The sequence below is a fragment of the Xaviernesmea oryzae genome, assembly GCF_900109605.1.
Classification (GTDB): domain Bacteria; phylum Pseudomonadota; class Alphaproteobacteria; order Rhizobiales; family Rhizobiaceae; genus Xaviernesmea; species Xaviernesmea oryzae.
In genome coordinates this window covers 300331-314978 of record NZ_FOAM01000006.1, presented here as the reverse complement: position 1 = coordinate 314978, position 14648 = coordinate 300331, and the positions used below count along the sequence as shown (strand labels likewise).

The following is a 14648-nucleotide window of genomic DNA, read 5'->3' as shown; positions in this document are numbered from 1 at the left end:
TCGATAGGCTTGGCTTTCCAATTGAAGACAAAGGCTTTTTACCTCCGGTAAAAGCCATTGACCTGCCTTCGGCGATCTCCTTAAATCGCTTGAGTCTGGAGCTTCGTGTCGAAAATCGGCGCTGGCTCCAGTGTTGGTTTGCCTCGGATCTGCCCGACATTCGTGTGTCGCTTTTGGGTCCGATGCTTTCAAGCGTGCGGTGGAGGTCGGATGTGAAGATTGCTTGTCTGCACACGGCGCAGAGCAATGTCGCGGTGTTCGAGGCGGCGGCCGAGGATCTGGGCCTGGCGGCCGCAAGCCTGCATCATGTGGTGCGCGCCGACCTGCTGGCCGCTGTCGAGCGCGCGCGCGTGGTGGCGGACGATGTCAAACGCGCGACGGTTTCCCTGCTCCTCGATCTGGCCGAAGAAGCGGATGCGGTGGTCCTGACCTGTTCCACTCTGGGGCTGGCCGCCGAGGCCGTGCGGGAGGTGGTAAACGTGCCGGTGATCAGGGCGGACCGTGCATTGGCTGAGCAGGCGCTGGTCGAAGGCCGGCATGTGATCGCGCTTTGTGCGAGTGCAACGACGCTGGCGCCGACCTCAGCGCTCTTTTCCGAAATTGCCGAGCGGCGCGGCGCATCCTTCGAGATGCGGCTGGTGCCCGGCATCTGGGAGCTTTTTCGCGCAGGCGACATGATGGGCTATTTCAGGCGCATTGCCGAAGCCGTGCAGGACACAGCGTCGGACGGCGCCGTCCGCGTGGCGCTCGTCCAGGCCTCCATGGCCGGCGCCGCCAGCCTGCTGGACAATCGCCAGCGCCCGCTCACCAGCCCGTCCGCTGCCTTGGCGGAGGCGGTGCGCCAGCTGCGGCCACATTGATTTCGAGACATGGCAGGCTGGCGCATGTCGTCAGCAGGGCGTTGAAGACGCTTCCGCCGTCGCGCAGGTCGAAGGCCGGCAAGGCTGCGAGATCAAGGCAAGCGGCATTGCTTGCCGCACGCGCTTTACCGCGATCCAATCAGATCACGCCGTTCTTGCCGATGATCCGGTCCTTGGTCAGTCCGCCGACGCGGGGCAGGGGACGGCCGGAATCGGTCACGGCGATGGCGACGGCGATCTCATCTGCGCGTGGACCGTCCGGCACACGCACCTCCATCCCGTCGAAATGGCTGCGGACGCGCGCCGCGTCCTTGTGGCCGAGCGGAATGTCAAAGGGTGCACCGGGTGCGCCGCGCTTTTTGGAAGACGGGATCAGAGCTGCCCCGCCGCCCAGCACATCGCGAAAGGGTGCGCCAAGGTCCGGATGGAGAAGGGCGGCGGCATGTTCCAGCTCGCCATCCTCACCCACCAGGGCCGCTTTGCCGAAGCTCTCGATGGCGCAACCCTCCATCTCGAGTGCCGCCACGGCACGTTCGGGAAGGAGCCGGCCCAAGGCCTTGCCCGTTTCCATCAGAGGCGCCAGATCTTCCTCGTATATGCCGGAGAAGGGGTTGGCGATCACCGCCACGGAGGCGGCACGGCGCGTCGGCTTGGCCAGCACCTGTCCGCCTTCGATCAGCGTTTCCTCGACAACGGTCAAGATCCGGCGCAGGCCGGCAGGCGCGGCGCCTCTATCCTCCTCTGTCATCGCAAGCCGTCCTCACCCTTGATCTCATTCGCCTTCAGGCCGCCGACGCGGGCATGGATGCGCGGTCCCGTGCTCATGGTCAGCGCCAGAACGATCTCATTGGCGCGCGGCGCATCGGCAATGCCGATTTCGACCGCGTCGAAATGGCTGCGCACATAGGAGGCGTTGATGTGGGTGATTGGCACGTCGAGCCGGGTGCCTGGTCCGCCGACCTTCTTGGTCGAGGGCACGATCGCCTTGGCGCCGCCGAGAAGCTCGCGCATCGCATAGCCGCCCGGATTGTGCCAGAGCGCGGCATGTTCGAGTTCGCCGCCGGTGCCGACGATGGCGCCCTTGCCATAGCCTTCGATCACGGCGGGATCGCCGCCCAGCGCATCGACAAGGCGCTTCGCCATTTTCAGCCCCAGCGGCCGCAGGGCATCCATGAAGGGCGCGATTTCTTCGACATAGGCGCCGGCAAAGGGATTTTCGATCACGGCCAGCACCGCGCCGCGCTTTAAGGGCGTGGGGGACGGAGGGCCGCCCTCGTGAAAGATCTCGTCGACGACGGTGACGAACTTGCGCACGATGGGCTCGCGCATTCTTCTCTCCATAATTGTTAGAGTAGCAACAATCTACGCTCTCAGGAATTTGTCAAGCGCTTGTGGCGCTGCGGCATGAAACGAGGAATTATTCCGCATATTGCACCTGTTTTACGCAGTTGCACAGGAAAACGACCTGAGAAAAGCGCGCCGAGAGGGATTGACAAGGCGTCGTGCTCAAACCAAACTTCATATGACCATCAATTAAATCGGCGCCTCGATAGACCGGTGTGATGGACCTGCCGAACAGGCTACCAGAGGGATTAACAGCAATGAAACTCTTCGCTCGTCTTATGGCGGCCGGCGTCGTGCTGGCTGCATCGGCCTTGCCGTCTTTCGCGGCCGAGAAAGTCCATGTCGCCGCCATCTCCGGCTATTTTGCCCAAGGCTTCGGCGTCTCCATCGTCAACGGCCTGAACAAGGCCAAAACCGATTTCGGCATCGACCTCAAGCTGGTCGATACTGGCAACCGTGCGCTCGATTATGAAGAGCAATTTGCCAATCTTGCCAAGAGCGGCCAGTACGATCTCATCTTTGTGATGGGCTGGGAGCTGGTGGATGCGCTGCAGAAGGTCAGCGCCCAATATCCCAACCAGCGTTTCGTCTTCATCGACGGCGTTCTCGATTCCAAGACGATGATCTACGCCAATTTCGCCGAGGAGCAGGGCTCCTTCATTGCCGGCGCGCTGGCCGGCATGGTCGAGGATCTCGGGCCGAAATTCGACAAGATCGGTGAGGGCAAGGCCATCGGCTTCGTCGGCGGTCGCGACATTCCCGTCATCCGCAACTTCCTCGGCGGCTATGAGCAGGGCGCCAAATATGCAGCCCCCGATGTGAAGGTAAACTCCGTCTTCGCCGGCACCTTCGACGATCCGGCCAAGGGCAGCGAACTGGCGATGACGCTCTACGGCCAAGGTGCCGATATCGTCTATAACGTTGCCGGCCCGACCGGCGAGGGCGTGATGCAGGCCAGTGCGACGGCCGACAAATATTCGCTCGGCGTCGATATCGACATGTGCGCCAGTGCGCCCGGCAATGTGCTGGCCTCCATGCTCAAGCGCGGCGATGTCGCGGTTTATGCGATCATCAAGGACGAGGTCGAAGGCCGGAAGGTTACCCCCGGCACCCGCACCTTCGATCTCGCCTCCGGCGGCGTCGAGGTGAAGATGTGCGAGGATGTTGCCGCCAAGCTGCCGGCCGAGATCAAGGCCAAGCTCGAGACGATCCACAAGGACGTCGCCGACGGCAAGATCAAGATCGCCAGGGCCAAGTAAGCGCTTTCGCGACACCGGGCAGCCTGTCGCTGCCCGGTCTTCATCGGCGCCCAGCAAGCAGATGATGCCAAGCCTCCGTCCGCCTGCTTTCGCCATTCCCGGCTTACGGGATGGACAGCCGCCTCAAAATGACATTTTTTGTCGACAATCTGCATTCATGTGCCGAACGGATTGCATGCGTCCATGGATCTTGCCGTAGACCTCCAAGGGATCACCAAGCGCTTCGGCGCCTTCACCGCCAATAGCGGCATCGATCTTGCCGTGCGCCGTGGCGAAATCCACGCCATCATTGGCGAGAACGGCGCCGGCAAGACGACGCTGATGAACATTCTCTTCGGCCTGTTGCAGCCGGATGAGGGGCGTATCGCGCTGAATGGCAAGGCGATGGTCATCGACAGCCCGGCAGTGGCGATTGCCGAGGGGCTCGGCATGGTTCACCAGCATTTCAAGCTGGTGCCGTCGCTGACGGTGGCCGACAACATCTTTCTCGGCATGGAGATCCGCCGCAACGGGCTGATCGACCGCGCCGCCCAGATCGAGCGCACCCGCGTGCTCTCGCAGAAATTCGGCCTGCGCGTCGATCCGAGTGAACGTGTCGCCGGCCTCTCCGTCGGCATCGAGCAGCGTATCGAGATTCTCAAGGTGCTGGCGCGCGATGCCCGTACCATCATTCTGGACGAGCCGACGGCCGTTCTGACCCCGCAGGAAAGCCGCGACCTCTTCGCCACGCTGCGCAGCTTCGTCGATGATGGCATGACGGTGATCTTCATCTCCCACCATCTGGAAGAGGTGATGGAGGTCTCCGACACCGTCACCGTGCTGCGCGACGGCAAGGTAGTGGCGACACGGCCGAAGACGTCTCTGTCGAAGCGCGAGCTGGTGCGGCTGATGGTCGGTCGCGACGTTAGCTTCGATCGTCGCCCGCGCGGGCCGGTCGACGGCAAGGCGGCCTTGGAGATTGCCGATCTCTGGGCGCGCGACGACCGGCGCCTGCCCATGCTGAAATCCGCCTCGCTGACGGTTCGATCCGGCGAAATTCTCGGCATTGCCGGCGTGGCGGGCAATGGCCAGACGGAGCTCGCCGAGGTGCTCTCCGGCCTGCGCCCGCCAAGCCATGGCAGCGTGCGCCTGCATGGCCAAGAGGTGCTCGGCCTTGCGCCGGCGCAAATCCGCGCGCGCGGCCTGGCCCATGTGCCGGGAGATCGCATGGTGCGCGGCGTCGACCGCAATGCCTCGCTCTCGGCCAATATGCTGATGGGCCGGCAGGATAAAGCGCCCTTTTCTCACAGGGGCATCCTCAGCTGGGCCACCGCACATGCCGAGATGCGGGCGCTGATCAAGCGTTTCGACATCCGGGCGCGCGGCCCGAAGGATCCGGCGCGCAGCCTTTCAGGCGGCAATATCCAGAAGGTGGTTCTGGCGCGGGAGTTCACCGCCGGCGGCGACGTGCTCCTGATCGACCAGCCGACGCGCGGCGTCGATATCGGCGCGCAGGAGGCGATCCATGACGAGATCATGCGCCAGCGCGACCAGGGCCGGGCCATCCTGCTGATCTCGACCCAGCTCGACGAACTCGCGGCCCTTGCCGACCGCATCCTCGTGATGTTCGACGGCCGGATCATGGGCGAGGTCGATGGCGAGGCCATGGACGAGGAGGCGATCGGCCTGATGATGGCCGGCGTCGATCCTGCCACCCCTGTCGATCCCTCGACCGGCATCGACCCGATAGGTGCTGCCGCTGCCCCCGCTTTCCCCCGCCCTCCGGCATCCGAGGAGGTCCGATGAAGACCCTGCCGCTTCCCTCCGGGCTGCTGCGCACGCTTGCCGGCCAGGCCCTTGCCTTTGTCATCGCGCTCGCGCTCGGCGCCGTGATCATCCTGATGATCGACGAAAGCCCGGTTGCCGTGTTCATGACGCTGATGCGCGGCGCTTTTGGCGATGCCGAGAAGATCGCCGGCACGCTGTTGCAGACGACGCCGATCCTGATCTGCGGCATTGCCGCCTGCATCGGCCTTCGCGGCGGCATGTTCAATGTCGGCATCGAGGGCCAGCTCTTTCTCGGCGGTTTTGCCGCCGCCTGGGTCGGCTTCGCCTTCTCCCTGCCGCCCGTGCTGCATGTGCTTGTTGCCATGCTGCTGGCGGTCGTCGCCGGGGCGGCCTGGGTTGCGATCCCCGCCTTCTTCCGGGTGCGGTTCGGCACGAACGAGGTGGTCTCGACCATCCTTGCGAATTACATTGCGACCCTGCTCACCTCCTATTTCACCATCTTCCTGTTCAAGCGGCCGGGCGGCTGGTCGGAAACGCCGCCGATCCTGGAAAGCGCCTATCTGCCGGAGCTCTTCTCCTTCTCGCGGCTCAATATCGGCCTCCTGATCGGCATCGCGCTTGCCATCGCCACCGCTTTGTTCTTCCGCTGGACGGCCAAGGGCTATGCGGTCACCATGGTCGGCTCCGCGCCGAAATTCGCCGAATATGGCGGCATCAATGTCCGCAAGGTCGGCTTCGGCGTGCTGCTCGTCTCCGGGGCCGTCGGCGGCCTGGCCGGCGGCGTGGAAACGCTCGGCGTGCATCACCGCTTCATGGAGGGCTTTGCCCCCGGCTTCGGCTTCGACGGGGTGATTGCCGCGCTTCTGGCCAATGGCTCGCCCATCGGTACGATCTTCACCGCGCTGTTCTTCGGCGCGCTTCGGGCCGGTTCACTGCTGCTCGAAGTCGACACCACGGCCTCGCGGGAGATCATCACCGTGATCCAGGCCCTGATCATCCTCGCCGTCTCGGCCGATCTTCTGATGCGCCGGCGTGGCGACCGTACCGGAGAGCGCCGATGGAAGTTCTAGGCAGCCTGTTCAACGTCGCGCTGCTGGTGGCGACCATTCGCACCACCACGCCGATCCTGCTGGTCGCGCTCGGCGGCTCCTTCACCACCAAGGCCGGCATCTTCAATATCGGTCTCGAAGGGCAGATGCTGATCGCTGCCTTCTTCGCGGTCATCGGCTCGATCTATACCGGCTCCTCGGTCGGCGGTCTCGTGATCGGCGTTGCGGCGGCGCTCGTCTTCGCGCTGGTCTACGCCGTTCTGGTCGTCAGCTTTCGTGCCAACGAGGTGGTGGTCGGCCTTGCGCTGAATATCCTCGCCGGCGGCATGACGATCTCGCTGATGAAGGCGATCTTCGGCACGCGCGGCTCGATCGTCGGGCGCGGCATTGTCGGCCTGCCGAAGGTTCAGGTGCCCGGCGCGCGCGATCTCTTAGGGTTCAACGCCGCGCAGCTGATCTCCGGCTACACGCCGCTCGTCTATGTGGCTTTCCTGGCCGTGCCCGCCATGCTTCTCATCTATGGGCGCACCCGGCTCGGTCTCTATATCCGCGTCGTCGGCGAGAAGCCCGAAGCGGCGGAGGCCTTGGGCATTTCAATCGCCCGCGTGCGCTACACCGCCTCGCTCCTCTGCGGCCTGATGGCGGGGTTGGCGGGGGCGCATATGTCGCTCGGCTACATCACCATGTTCACGGAAAACATGTCGGCCGGCCGAGGCTTCATGGCCGTGGCGATCCTGATCTTTTCCGCGGGCGATCCGTTGAAGGTGCTGGCCGGCTGCCTGCTGTTCGGCTTTGCCGATGCGCTGTCGCTGCGGCTTCAGACCTTCGGTTTCCCGTCCTATCTGGTGCTAGCCGTGCCCTATGCAGTGGCGCTGGTCGCGCTCTTCGCGCTCTCCTGGCGGGCGCGGCCGAAAACGATCCGCGAGACGCTGGAGACCATGCGCCGGGCGCTCTCCGTCTCGCCGGAGCGCGAGAGCTCCTCCACCCGTTCCTGATCCGAAGCTTCACTTCCTCAAGGTTTTTCCATGCAGCGCATCATTCTCGACGTGGATTCCGCCGGCGACGACATTCTCGCCGTGCTCTTCGCCGCCGCCCATCCCGAGATCCAGCTCGAAGGGGTGACCACCACGACCGGCGCGGCCGGACCGATCAAGCAGGTCACCGACGTCGTGCTCAACACGCTGTCGCTCGCCGGCCGCGATCACATCCCCGTCCATGCCGGCGCCTGGCGGCCGATCCTCGGCCATTCCAAGGCGGACATGGAAGCGCCCGTCCATTTCGAGAAGCGGCTGACGGCGCGCTTCGGCGACCGTCTGAAGACCTTCAATCCGCCCGCGCCCGAGCCCAAGCGCAAGGCGACTCCGGGCCATGCCGTGGATTTCATCATCGACACCGCGAAGGCCAATCCCGGCGAGATCACTTTGGTGACGACGGGCCCGACCACCAACGCGGCCATGGCCATCCTGCAAGAGCCGGAGCTGCCGAAACTCCTGAAGAACATGCTGGTGCTCGGCGGCAATTTCACCACGCCGGGCAATATGACGCCGCTGTCGGAATATAATATCTGGGCCGATCCGGAGGCCGCGCGCATCGTGCTCAATGCCGACTGCGACAAGATCCTCGTGCCGCTCGATATTTGCGAGGACAATCGCGTGGCCGATAGCATGCTGACCCGTGACGATATCGCCGACATGCTGGCCGATGGCGCCGACAATCCGGTGATCGCGATGATCCAGCATGTCTTCCCGATCTATATCGACATCTGGCGCGAATTCTTCGGCCTGGTCGGCTTTCCCATGGATGACGTGATCACGGTGGCGCTGGCGATTGCGCCGGACCTGGTGAAGACCACGGATCCCCTGTTCATGGATGTGGTGCTCGAAAAGGGCGTGGCGCGCGGGCAGACGGTTGCCTACCGCGGCCACCAGATCCTGCCGGGCGGCGATGGGCCGAAGACCACGCGGATTGCCACCGGTCTCGACGGCCGCCGCTTCCTCGACATGTTCAAGACGACCATGGCCCGCTACGCGCGCGCCGCAGCCTGAGGGATTTGACCTGCCATGCCGACCCCTATCCTCTATGACTGCGACCCCGGCCATGATGACGCCATCGCGCTTGTGATGGCGCATCGTTCGCCCGATATCGAACTTCTGGGCGTGACCACGACCTGCGGCAATGCCGAACTGGACAAGACCACCTCCAACGCCATCCGCATTCTCGATTTCATCGGCGCGGGCGACGTTCCTGTGGCGGCCGGCTGCGTGCGTCCGCTCGCCCGTCCGCTCGTGCTCGGCACGGCCGATGGGCCGAGCGGGCTGGAAGGATCTCCCTATCTGCCCATGCCGAAGCGCGATCCCGTGCCGCAGCATGCGGTGGATTTCCTGGCCGAGAAGCTGGCGGCTTCGTCCGAGCCGATGATCGTCGTGGCCACCGGCCCGCTCAGTAATATCGGCCTGCTCGTGCTGAAACATCCGGAGGTGCTGCCCAAGATCAAGGAGCTGATCTGGATGGGCGGCGTCTTCTATCGCAAGAGCGAGATCATCACCCCGACCGAATTCAACGCCTTCTGCGATCCGGAAGCGCTGAAGATCGTGCTCGATGCGCGCGTGCCGATCACCATGGTTGGTCTCGACGTGACCATGCAGGTGCTGATCGAAACGCCGCAATATGAGGAACTCGCCACCATCGACACCGAGCTCGGCCGCCTCGTGATGGACTGGCTGCGCTTCTATGAAAAGCTCCACCGCAATTCCATGGGTGTCGGCGGTGCCATGCATGATCCGCTGGCCCTGGCGCTGGTGATCGACCCCACTCTGGTGCGCACGCGGCCGGCCCATATCGGCGTCGATCTCGGCGGCACCTATGCCTTCGGCGCGACGGTGGCGGACTTCTGGAAGGAGCGGGGCGAGGAGGACAATGCCCGCATCGCCTATGAGGTGGATGCCGACCGCTTCTTCAAGCTGATGTTCGACCTCCTGCGCGATCCCGCCTGACGATAGAAGCGATTTTTGGATTTTCGCTCTTGCCTCTCTAGTCACTAGAGGTGGTTTACCTGCTGTGACAAGCATGGGAGCGACCTATGAGCGAGCAACGTCAGACGCGATTTCGGGTGGAGGGCATGGATTGCGCCTCCTGCGCGGCGAAGATCGATACGGCGGTGCGGCGGCATTCCGGCGTGGCGGATGTCGCCGTCTCCGTGACATCGGGCACGATGACCATTCACCATGGCGATACCACCGACCTGCCAGCGATCGAAAGCCAAGTGACGCGGCTTGGCTACAAAACCGTGCGCCTCGCTGCACCGACTGCGCGGGCGCAGGCCGGTTCCGTTATCGTTGAGGACACACCGTCCGGCGCGGGCTGCTGCGCCGGGCATGCGCATGACCATGCAGGCCATAAGCATGGGGAGCATGATCATGACGGTCATGACCAGCCTAGCCACGATCATGCCGGGCATGATCATCACGATCATAGCCATAGCCATAGCCATGACACTGCCGCGCCGGCCGTTTCGGGCCTGCATGGCCATGATCACGGCCCGACGAACGGCCCCTGGTGGGCGAGCGCCAAGGGACGGCTGACCATTTTCTCCGGGCTGGCGCTGGCGGCTGCCTATGGGATCGGCCATCTCGTTCCGTCGATTGCATCCTATGCCTTTCTGCTGGCCATGGCCGTTGGCCTCGTGCCCATCGCGCGGCGTGCGGTGCTTGCCGCCTTCGCCGGCACACCCTTTTCCATCGAGATGCTGATGACCATCGCCGCCATCGGCGCGATCGTCATCAACGCAACGGAAGAAGCCGCCGCCGTGGTGTTCCTCTTCCTCGTCGGCGAGCTTCTGGAAGGGGTGGCGGCCGGCCGGGCGCGTGCGAGCATCCAGTCTCTGACGACTCTGGTGCCGAAGAAGGCTTTGCGGCTCGCCAATGGCAAGACGGAAGAGGTGCCGGCCGAATCGCTCGAGATCGGCACGCTGATCCTCGTGCGCCCCGGCGAGCGCATTTCGGCCGATGGGGTGATCGTCGAGGGCCAGAGCGCCGTGGACGAAGCGTCTGTTACGGGTGAAAGCGTGCCTGTCTCCAAGGGCGTCGATGACACAGTCTTTGCCGGGACGGTCAATGGCGATGCGGCGCTGACCGTGCGGGTCACGGCGGCGGCGGCCGACAACACCATTGCCCGCGTCGTGCGCCTAGTAGAAGAGGCGCAGGAATCCAAGGCGCCGACCGAGCGCTTCATCGATCGCTTCTCGCGCTATTACACGCCTGGCGTCGTGGCGCTGGCTGCCTTGGTGGCGCTCATCCCGCCGCTTGCTTTTGGCGGAGCCTGGGGCGAATGGGTCTACAAGGCGCTGGCCATCCTCCTGATCGGCTGCCCCTGCGCGCTTGTCATCTCGACGCCGGCCGCGATTGCCGCCTCGCTCTCGGCGGGTGCCCGGCGCGGTCTTCTGCTGAAGGGCGGCGCGGTGCTGGAACAGGCCGGCAAGCTTCAGCTCGTCGCGCTCGACAAGACCGGCACGCTGACGCGCGGCAAGCCTGATGTCACCGACATCCTCGCCTTCGACCGCGACGAGCGCGAGGTTCTGCGCCTTGCCGGCGCTTTGGAAACCGGCTCCAGCCATCCGCTCGCTCTGGCCATTCTGGCACGCGCCGAAAAGGATGGCATTGCGCTGCCATCCGCACAAAGCGCGCACGCATTGGGCGGCAAGGGCGTGGCCGCGCGGGTCGAGGGCCGCGACGTCTATCTCGGCTCGCCGCGCTCGGCGGGCGAAAAGACTACGGTGCCGGCAGCCGTCTCCGCGCAGATCAGTGCGCTCAACGATGAGGGCAAGACGGTCTCGCTTCTGGTGGTCGATGGTCAGCTTGCCGGCGGCATCGCCATGCGCGACGAGCCGCGCGAGGACGCCGCAGCCGGCCTCAAGGCACTGTCCGATCTCGGCATCCGCACGGTGATGCTGACGGGCGACAATGCCCGCACGGCCAATGCCATCGGCCGCACGCTCGGCATCGACGTGCGTGCGGAACTAATGCCGGAGGACAAGCAGCGCATCGTCGGCGACTTCAAGCGCGAGGGACTGGTGGTCGGCAAGGTCGGCGACGGGATCAATGATGCGCCCGCGCTTGCCGCCGCCGATCTCGGCATGGCCATGGGCGGCGGCACCGACGTAGCGCTGGAAACGGCCGATGCGGCGATCCTGCATGGGCGGGTTGGCGATGTCGCCCGCATGGTGCAGCTGTCGCGCCGGACCATGCGCAATATCGGCGAGAACATCACGATCGCGCTCGGCCTCAAGGCCGTCTTCCTGGTGACGACGCTGATCGGCATCACCGGCCTCTGGCCTGCCATTCTTGCCGATACCGGGGCGACGGTTCTGGTGACGATGAACGCGCTTCGGCTTCTGCGCGTGCCGGATTGAGGCTTGCCGCTGCCGGTGGCTCAATGAGGATATGCGTGCGTGAAGGAGGCGGCCTGCGTCGGTATGCCACCTCCTGCATCGTCCTTTGCTTTGCAGTATGGTTCAGCGACGAATCACGTCAATCGAGACGCATGCCGGTTTCCTTCGGCCATGCCGGAGGTCCATCCATGCAACGCAAGCTCATTTTCTTCTCGCTGATGGCGCTCGTGGTTCTATCCGTCATCTTCGGCCTGATCGGCGTCTATTCCGTCTGGGCGCCTTTCACGCCCGCACCCGTTCCAGCCCCGGCAGGATAAGCCGCTGCAGAGGGCACCTATGCGACACGGTCTTTGACGGGAGGCGGAAGCCATCCTTCTGCCGGCTTTATGTCGCGGCAGCCGGGCCCGTTCCAAGGCTCGGGCTTCGATCGCGCCATCTGCGTCATTTTAGACCTCACGAACATCTGAGCGGTCGGTGAGCGCCAGACGCCCTATGTGCTTTCTGTCCAGACGCTGATCAATCGGCCGCGGTGCCCGAACCGCCGGCCGGCTTCGAACGTTCTGAGGCCGAAACCCGCATTTCCCTGCGGGAGGATCGCACAGATGAGATCGTCCTTGATGCAAAACACGCTAAGCCGCCGGGGCTTTCTCCTCGGCTCCGGTGCCCTGGCCGCTTTGGGTCTCTCCGGCTGCGCCAGCACCCAGACAAGCCCGGTTCCGGTGGCCGAGGTCGCGCCGCCGGTTGAGACCAGCGCCTATGCCTTCATGTATGGCCCAAAGCCGGATGAGCCTTATCCGCTGCCGCCGATCCCCTATCAGAAGATCCCGAGCCGCTTCCTGCGCCAAATGGTGGCGGACCCGACAGGCGAGCAACCGGGCACGCTGGTGGTCGATACCGGCGGACATTTCCTCTATCTGACCTTGGGGAACGGGCAGGCGATGCGCTATGGCGTCGGTCTCGGCCGGGCTGGCTTTGCCTGGGCCGGTCGCGGCAAGATCCAATACAAGCGGCAATGGCCGCGCTGGACGCCGCCAATCGAAATGGTTGCCCGCCAGCCGGAGCTGGCTCCTTATGGCGTCGGCACGGGCGGCATGGAGCCGGGCCTGAAGAACCCGCTCGGCGCCCGCGCGCTCTATATTTTTCAAAACGGCCAGGACACGCTCTACCGTATTCACGGCTCGCCCGAATGGTGGACCATCGGCAAATCGGTATCGTCGGGCTGCGTGCGGATGATCAATCAGGATGTGGTCGATCTCTACGACCGGGTGCCTGACGGCACACCGATCGTCGTAACCGACCTTTCGGCAGCACCGCAGATGGTCTCGGCCCCAGACGGGTTCGGTGCCCCGCAGGTCATCGGCGGGCCTCAAGTGATCGTCGAGCCGTCGCAACCGGTTTTCTGAGCCTGTCTTGCGCCTTCCTGCGCGCGATGTTCTGGGCTAGAGACCGTACCCCGACTGTCGAGAGGAAGGCGCCGATGACGACGACGATCTACCATAATCCGGCCTGCGGCACCTCGCGCAACACGCTGGCGCTTCTCATCCATGCCGGCATCGAGCCTGTCGTGATCGACTATCTCAAGACGCCGCCGAGCCGCGACGAACTCGTGGCGATGATCGAGGCGGCCGGGCTGACGGTGCGCGAGGCGCTGCGCGAGAAGGGGACGCCCTATGCCGAGCTTGGACTGGACGATCCGTCGCTTGGCGACGAGGCCCTGCTCGACGCCATGCTCGCCCACCCCATCCTGATCAACCGGCCTTTCGTGATCACCCCGCTCGGCACCCGGCTTTGCCGGCCTTCGGAAAGGCTTCTGGAAATCCTGCCGAAGGACGGCTTTTCCTCCGCCTTTTCCAAGGAGGATGGCGAGGCGGTGCTCGACGAGCAGGGCCGACCGATGGGCCGCTGATCAGTAGCCGCGCGCGCGGTCGACAGTCGGCGGCAGGGCGCCCGTCTCGCGGTAGATCGCGATATTGCCGGCGACGATGGCGCTGGCGGTGCGCCGGTCCGTGGGCGCGGAAATATGCGGCAGGATGGTGATGTCGGGCCGGTCCCAGAGCGGGCTTTCGGCCGGCAGCGGCTCCTGATCGAAGACGTCGAGAACCGCATGGGCAAGATGGCCGCTGTCGAGGCTCGCCAGGAGATCCGCTGTCACCACGATCGGCCCCCGGGCGAAATTGATCAGGCTCGCGCCCGGCTTCAGCCGCGCCAGCCTGCCGGCATCGATCAGGCCGCGTGTCTGCGGCGTCAGCGGAACCAGGCAGACCAGAATATCGCTCGTCTCCAGCAGCGCGTTCAGGCCGTCTTCGCCGGAAAAACTCTCCACACCCTCAAGCACCTTCGGCGTCCGGCTCCAGCCGGCCACGCGAAAGCTGCCCTCCTTCAGCCGCCCGGCCGCCGCCGTTCCCAGCGCGCCAAGGCCCAAAAGGCCGACCGTCGTCTCATCGGCGCGCTTATAATCCAGCTGCGCCCAGAGGCGGTCTCGCTGCTGGCGGGCATAGGCCGGCATGTCGCGGAAGAGATAATAGGTCCAGGCAAGCACGGCTTCGGCCATGGTGTGGCTCATCTGCGGGTCGACCAGCCGGACGATCGGCACGTCGAAATCCTCAAGCTCGCTCACCAGCCGCTCGACCCCGGCCCAGAGACCGTGGATCCAGACGAGACTTGGCAACTGCTTCAGATCGGCCGGATCGGGATTGGCGACGATGGCGATTTCGACGGCTTCCCGCTCCTCCCGGGTGAGGCTGGAAAGGCTTTCGATCCGCTCGCCCGGCATGGCTTGGCGCAATGCGGCAAGCCAGACCTGCTCCTCCTCGGGAGAGATGCGGGTGACGAAGGCGATCGGCTGCGGCATGAAAGGCATCCTGTGGTCAAGCGCCCGACCGGGAGGGGTGGTCCGGCGCGAAGAAGGGATCACATGCCTTCTCTCGCATGCCGACAAGGCGGCCGTGAAGCCCGGAAATCTCCGGGAGACTCTTCATTGCGT

At 64.6% G+C, this 14648-nt stretch carries 14 protein-coding genes; 11 read left to right on the top strand and 3 right to left on the bottom strand.

Translation table 11 applies throughout. The features are described from left to right. Window positions 1-212: 212 nt before the first annotated feature. Window positions 213-860: an aspartate/glutamate racemase family protein gene (locus BMX61_RS10140; protein ID WP_075627026.1), complete on the top strand. Its 648-nt coding sequence runs from the start codon at window positions 213-215 to the stop codon at window positions 858-860. 139 nt (window positions 861-999) lie between these two features. Here BMX61_RS10140 and BMX61_RS10135 read toward each other — a convergent pair whose 3' ends face one another. Both BMX61_RS10135 and BMX61_RS10130 read right to left on the bottom strand, forming a co-directional pair. Continuing rightward, complete coding sequence (locus BMX61_RS10135) at window positions 1000-1608, bottom strand: amino acid synthesis family protein (RefSeq protein WP_075626786.1); 609 nt, start codon at window positions 1606-1608, stop codon at window positions 1000-1002. After that, window positions 1605-2189: an amino acid synthesis family protein gene (locus BMX61_RS10130; RefSeq protein WP_075626787.1), complete on the bottom strand. Its 585-nt coding sequence runs from the start codon at window positions 2187-2189 to the stop codon at window positions 1605-1607. Before BMX61_RS10130 ends, BMX61_RS10135 begins: the two co-directional genes overlap by 4 nt. 272 nt (window positions 2190-2461) lie before the next feature. Between BMX61_RS10130 and BMX61_RS10125 the strand changes: the two genes are divergently transcribed. The 10 genes from BMX61_RS10125 to arsC all read left to right on the top strand — a co-directional run bounded on the left by BMX61_RS10125 (window position 2462) and on the right by arsC (window position 13571). Further along, a complete protein-coding gene (locus BMX61_RS10125; protein ID WP_075626788.1) occupies window positions 2462-3463 on the top strand; it encodes a BMP family lipoprotein in 1002 nt (333 codons plus the stop codon). Window positions 3464-3646: 183 nt separating this feature from the next. After that, window positions 3647-5248 carry an ABC transporter ATP-binding protein gene (locus BMX61_RS10120; RefSeq protein WP_075626789.1) on the top strand — a complete coding sequence of 534 codons (1602 nt, stop codon included), beginning with the start codon at window positions 3647-3649 and terminating at the stop codon, window positions 5246-5248. Further along, window positions 5245-6300 (top strand): ABC transporter permease, encoded by a 1056-nt coding sequence (locus BMX61_RS10115; RefSeq protein ID WP_075626790.1) that lies wholly within the window; start codon window positions 5245-5247, stop codon window positions 6298-6300. Before BMX61_RS10120 ends, BMX61_RS10115 begins: the two co-directional genes overlap by 4 nt. Then, window positions 6288-7274: an ABC transporter permease gene (locus tag BMX61_RS10110; RefSeq protein WP_075626791.1), complete on the top strand. Its 987-nt coding sequence runs from the start codon at window positions 6288-6290 to the stop codon at window positions 7272-7274. The genes BMX61_RS10115 and BMX61_RS10110 overlap by 13 nt, the downstream gene beginning before the upstream one ends. Before the next feature lie 30 nt (window positions 7275-7304). Further along, window positions 7305-8324 carry a nucleoside hydrolase gene (locus BMX61_RS10105; protein ID WP_075626792.1) on the top strand — a complete coding sequence of 340 codons (1020 nt, stop codon included), beginning with the start codon at window positions 7305-7307 and terminating at the stop codon, window positions 8322-8324. Window positions 8325-8339: 15 nt separating this feature from the next. Further along, complete coding sequence (locus BMX61_RS10100; RefSeq protein ID WP_075626793.1) at window positions 8340-9272, top strand: nucleoside hydrolase; 933 nt, start codon at window positions 8340-8342, stop codon at window positions 9270-9272. Window positions 9273-9358: 86 nt separating this feature from the next. Continuing rightward, window positions 9359-11686, top strand: a complete 2328-nt coding sequence (locus BMX61_RS10095; protein ID WP_075626794.1) for a heavy metal translocating P-type ATPase — start codon at window positions 9359-9361, stop codon at window positions 11684-11686. A gap of 167 nt (window positions 11687-11853) precedes the next feature. Continuing rightward, a complete protein-coding gene (locus BMX61_RS25320) occupies window positions 11854-11982 on the top strand; it encodes a hypothetical protein (RefSeq protein ID WP_267890836.1) in 129 nt (42 codons plus the stop codon). Between the two features lie 285 nt (window positions 11983-12267). Continuing rightward, window positions 12268-13068: a L,D-transpeptidase gene (locus BMX61_RS10090; protein ID WP_083639355.1), complete on the top strand. Its 801-nt coding sequence runs from the start codon at window positions 12268-12270 to the stop codon at window positions 13066-13068. Window positions 13069-13142: 74 nt separating this feature from the next. After that, on the top strand, window positions 13143-13571 hold the full coding sequence (arsC, locus tag BMX61_RS10085) for an arsenate reductase (glutaredoxin) (RefSeq protein WP_075626795.1): 429 nt from the start codon (window positions 13143-13145) through the stop codon (window positions 13569-13571). Here arsC and BMX61_RS10080 read toward each other — a convergent pair whose 3' ends face one another. Continuing rightward, on the bottom strand, window positions 13572-14516 hold the full coding sequence (locus BMX61_RS10080; RefSeq protein ID WP_075626796.1) for a 2-hydroxyacid dehydrogenase: 945 nt from the start codon (window positions 14514-14516) through the stop codon (window positions 13572-13574). Between the last annotated feature and the right edge of the window lie 132 nt (window positions 14517-14648).

What these genes read in the sequence shown, in the direction of transcription:
- BMX61_RS10135 (WP_075626786.1), bottom strand. Translation starts at nt 1,608, where the DNA reads ATGACAGAGGAGGATAGAGGCGCCGCGCCTGCCGGCCTGCGCCGGATC.
- BMX61_RS10130 (WP_075626787.1), bottom strand. Translation starts at nt 2,189, where the DNA reads ATGCGCGAGCCCATCGTGCGCAAGTTCGTCACCGTCGTCGACGAGATC.
- BMX61_RS10125 (WP_075626788.1), top strand. Translation starts at nt 2,462, where the DNA reads ATGAAACTCTTCGCTCGTCTTATGGCGGCCGGCGTCGTGCTGGCTGCA.
- BMX61_RS10120 (WP_075626789.1), top strand. Translation starts at nt 3,647, where the DNA reads ATGGATCTTGCCGTAGACCTCCAAGGGATCACCAAGCGCTTCGGCGCC.
- BMX61_RS10115 (WP_075626790.1), top strand. Translation starts at nt 5,245, where the DNA reads ATGAAGACCCTGCCGCTTCCCTCCGGGCTGCTGCGCACGCTTGCCGGC.
- BMX61_RS10110 (WP_075626791.1), top strand. Translation starts at nt 6,288, where the DNA reads ATGGAAGTTCTAGGCAGCCTGTTCAACGTCGCGCTGCTGGTGGCGACC.
- BMX61_RS10105 (WP_075626792.1), top strand. Translation starts at nt 7,305, where the DNA reads ATGCAGCGCATCATTCTCGACGTGGATTCCGCCGGCGACGACATTCTC.
- BMX61_RS10100 (WP_075626793.1), top strand. Translation starts at nt 8,340, where the DNA reads ATGCCGACCCCTATCCTCTATGACTGCGACCCCGGCCATGATGACGCC.
- BMX61_RS10095 (WP_075626794.1), top strand. Translation starts at nt 9,359, where the DNA reads ATGAGCGAGCAACGTCAGACGCGATTTCGGGTGGAGGGCATGGATTGC.
- BMX61_RS25320 (WP_267890836.1), top strand. Translation starts at nt 11,854, where the DNA reads ATGCAACGCAAGCTCATTTTCTTCTCGCTGATGGCGCTCGTGGTTCTA.
- BMX61_RS10090 (WP_083639355.1), top strand. Translation starts at nt 12,268, where the DNA reads ATGAGATCGTCCTTGATGCAAAACACGCTAAGCCGCCGGGGCTTTCTC.
- arsC (WP_075626795.1), top strand. Translation starts at nt 13,143, where the DNA reads ATGACGACGACGATCTACCATAATCCGGCCTGCGGCACCTCGCGCAAC.
- BMX61_RS10080 (WP_075626796.1), bottom strand. Translation starts at nt 14,516, where the DNA reads ATGCCGCAGCCGATCGCCTTCGTCACCCGCATCTCTCCCGAGGAGGAG.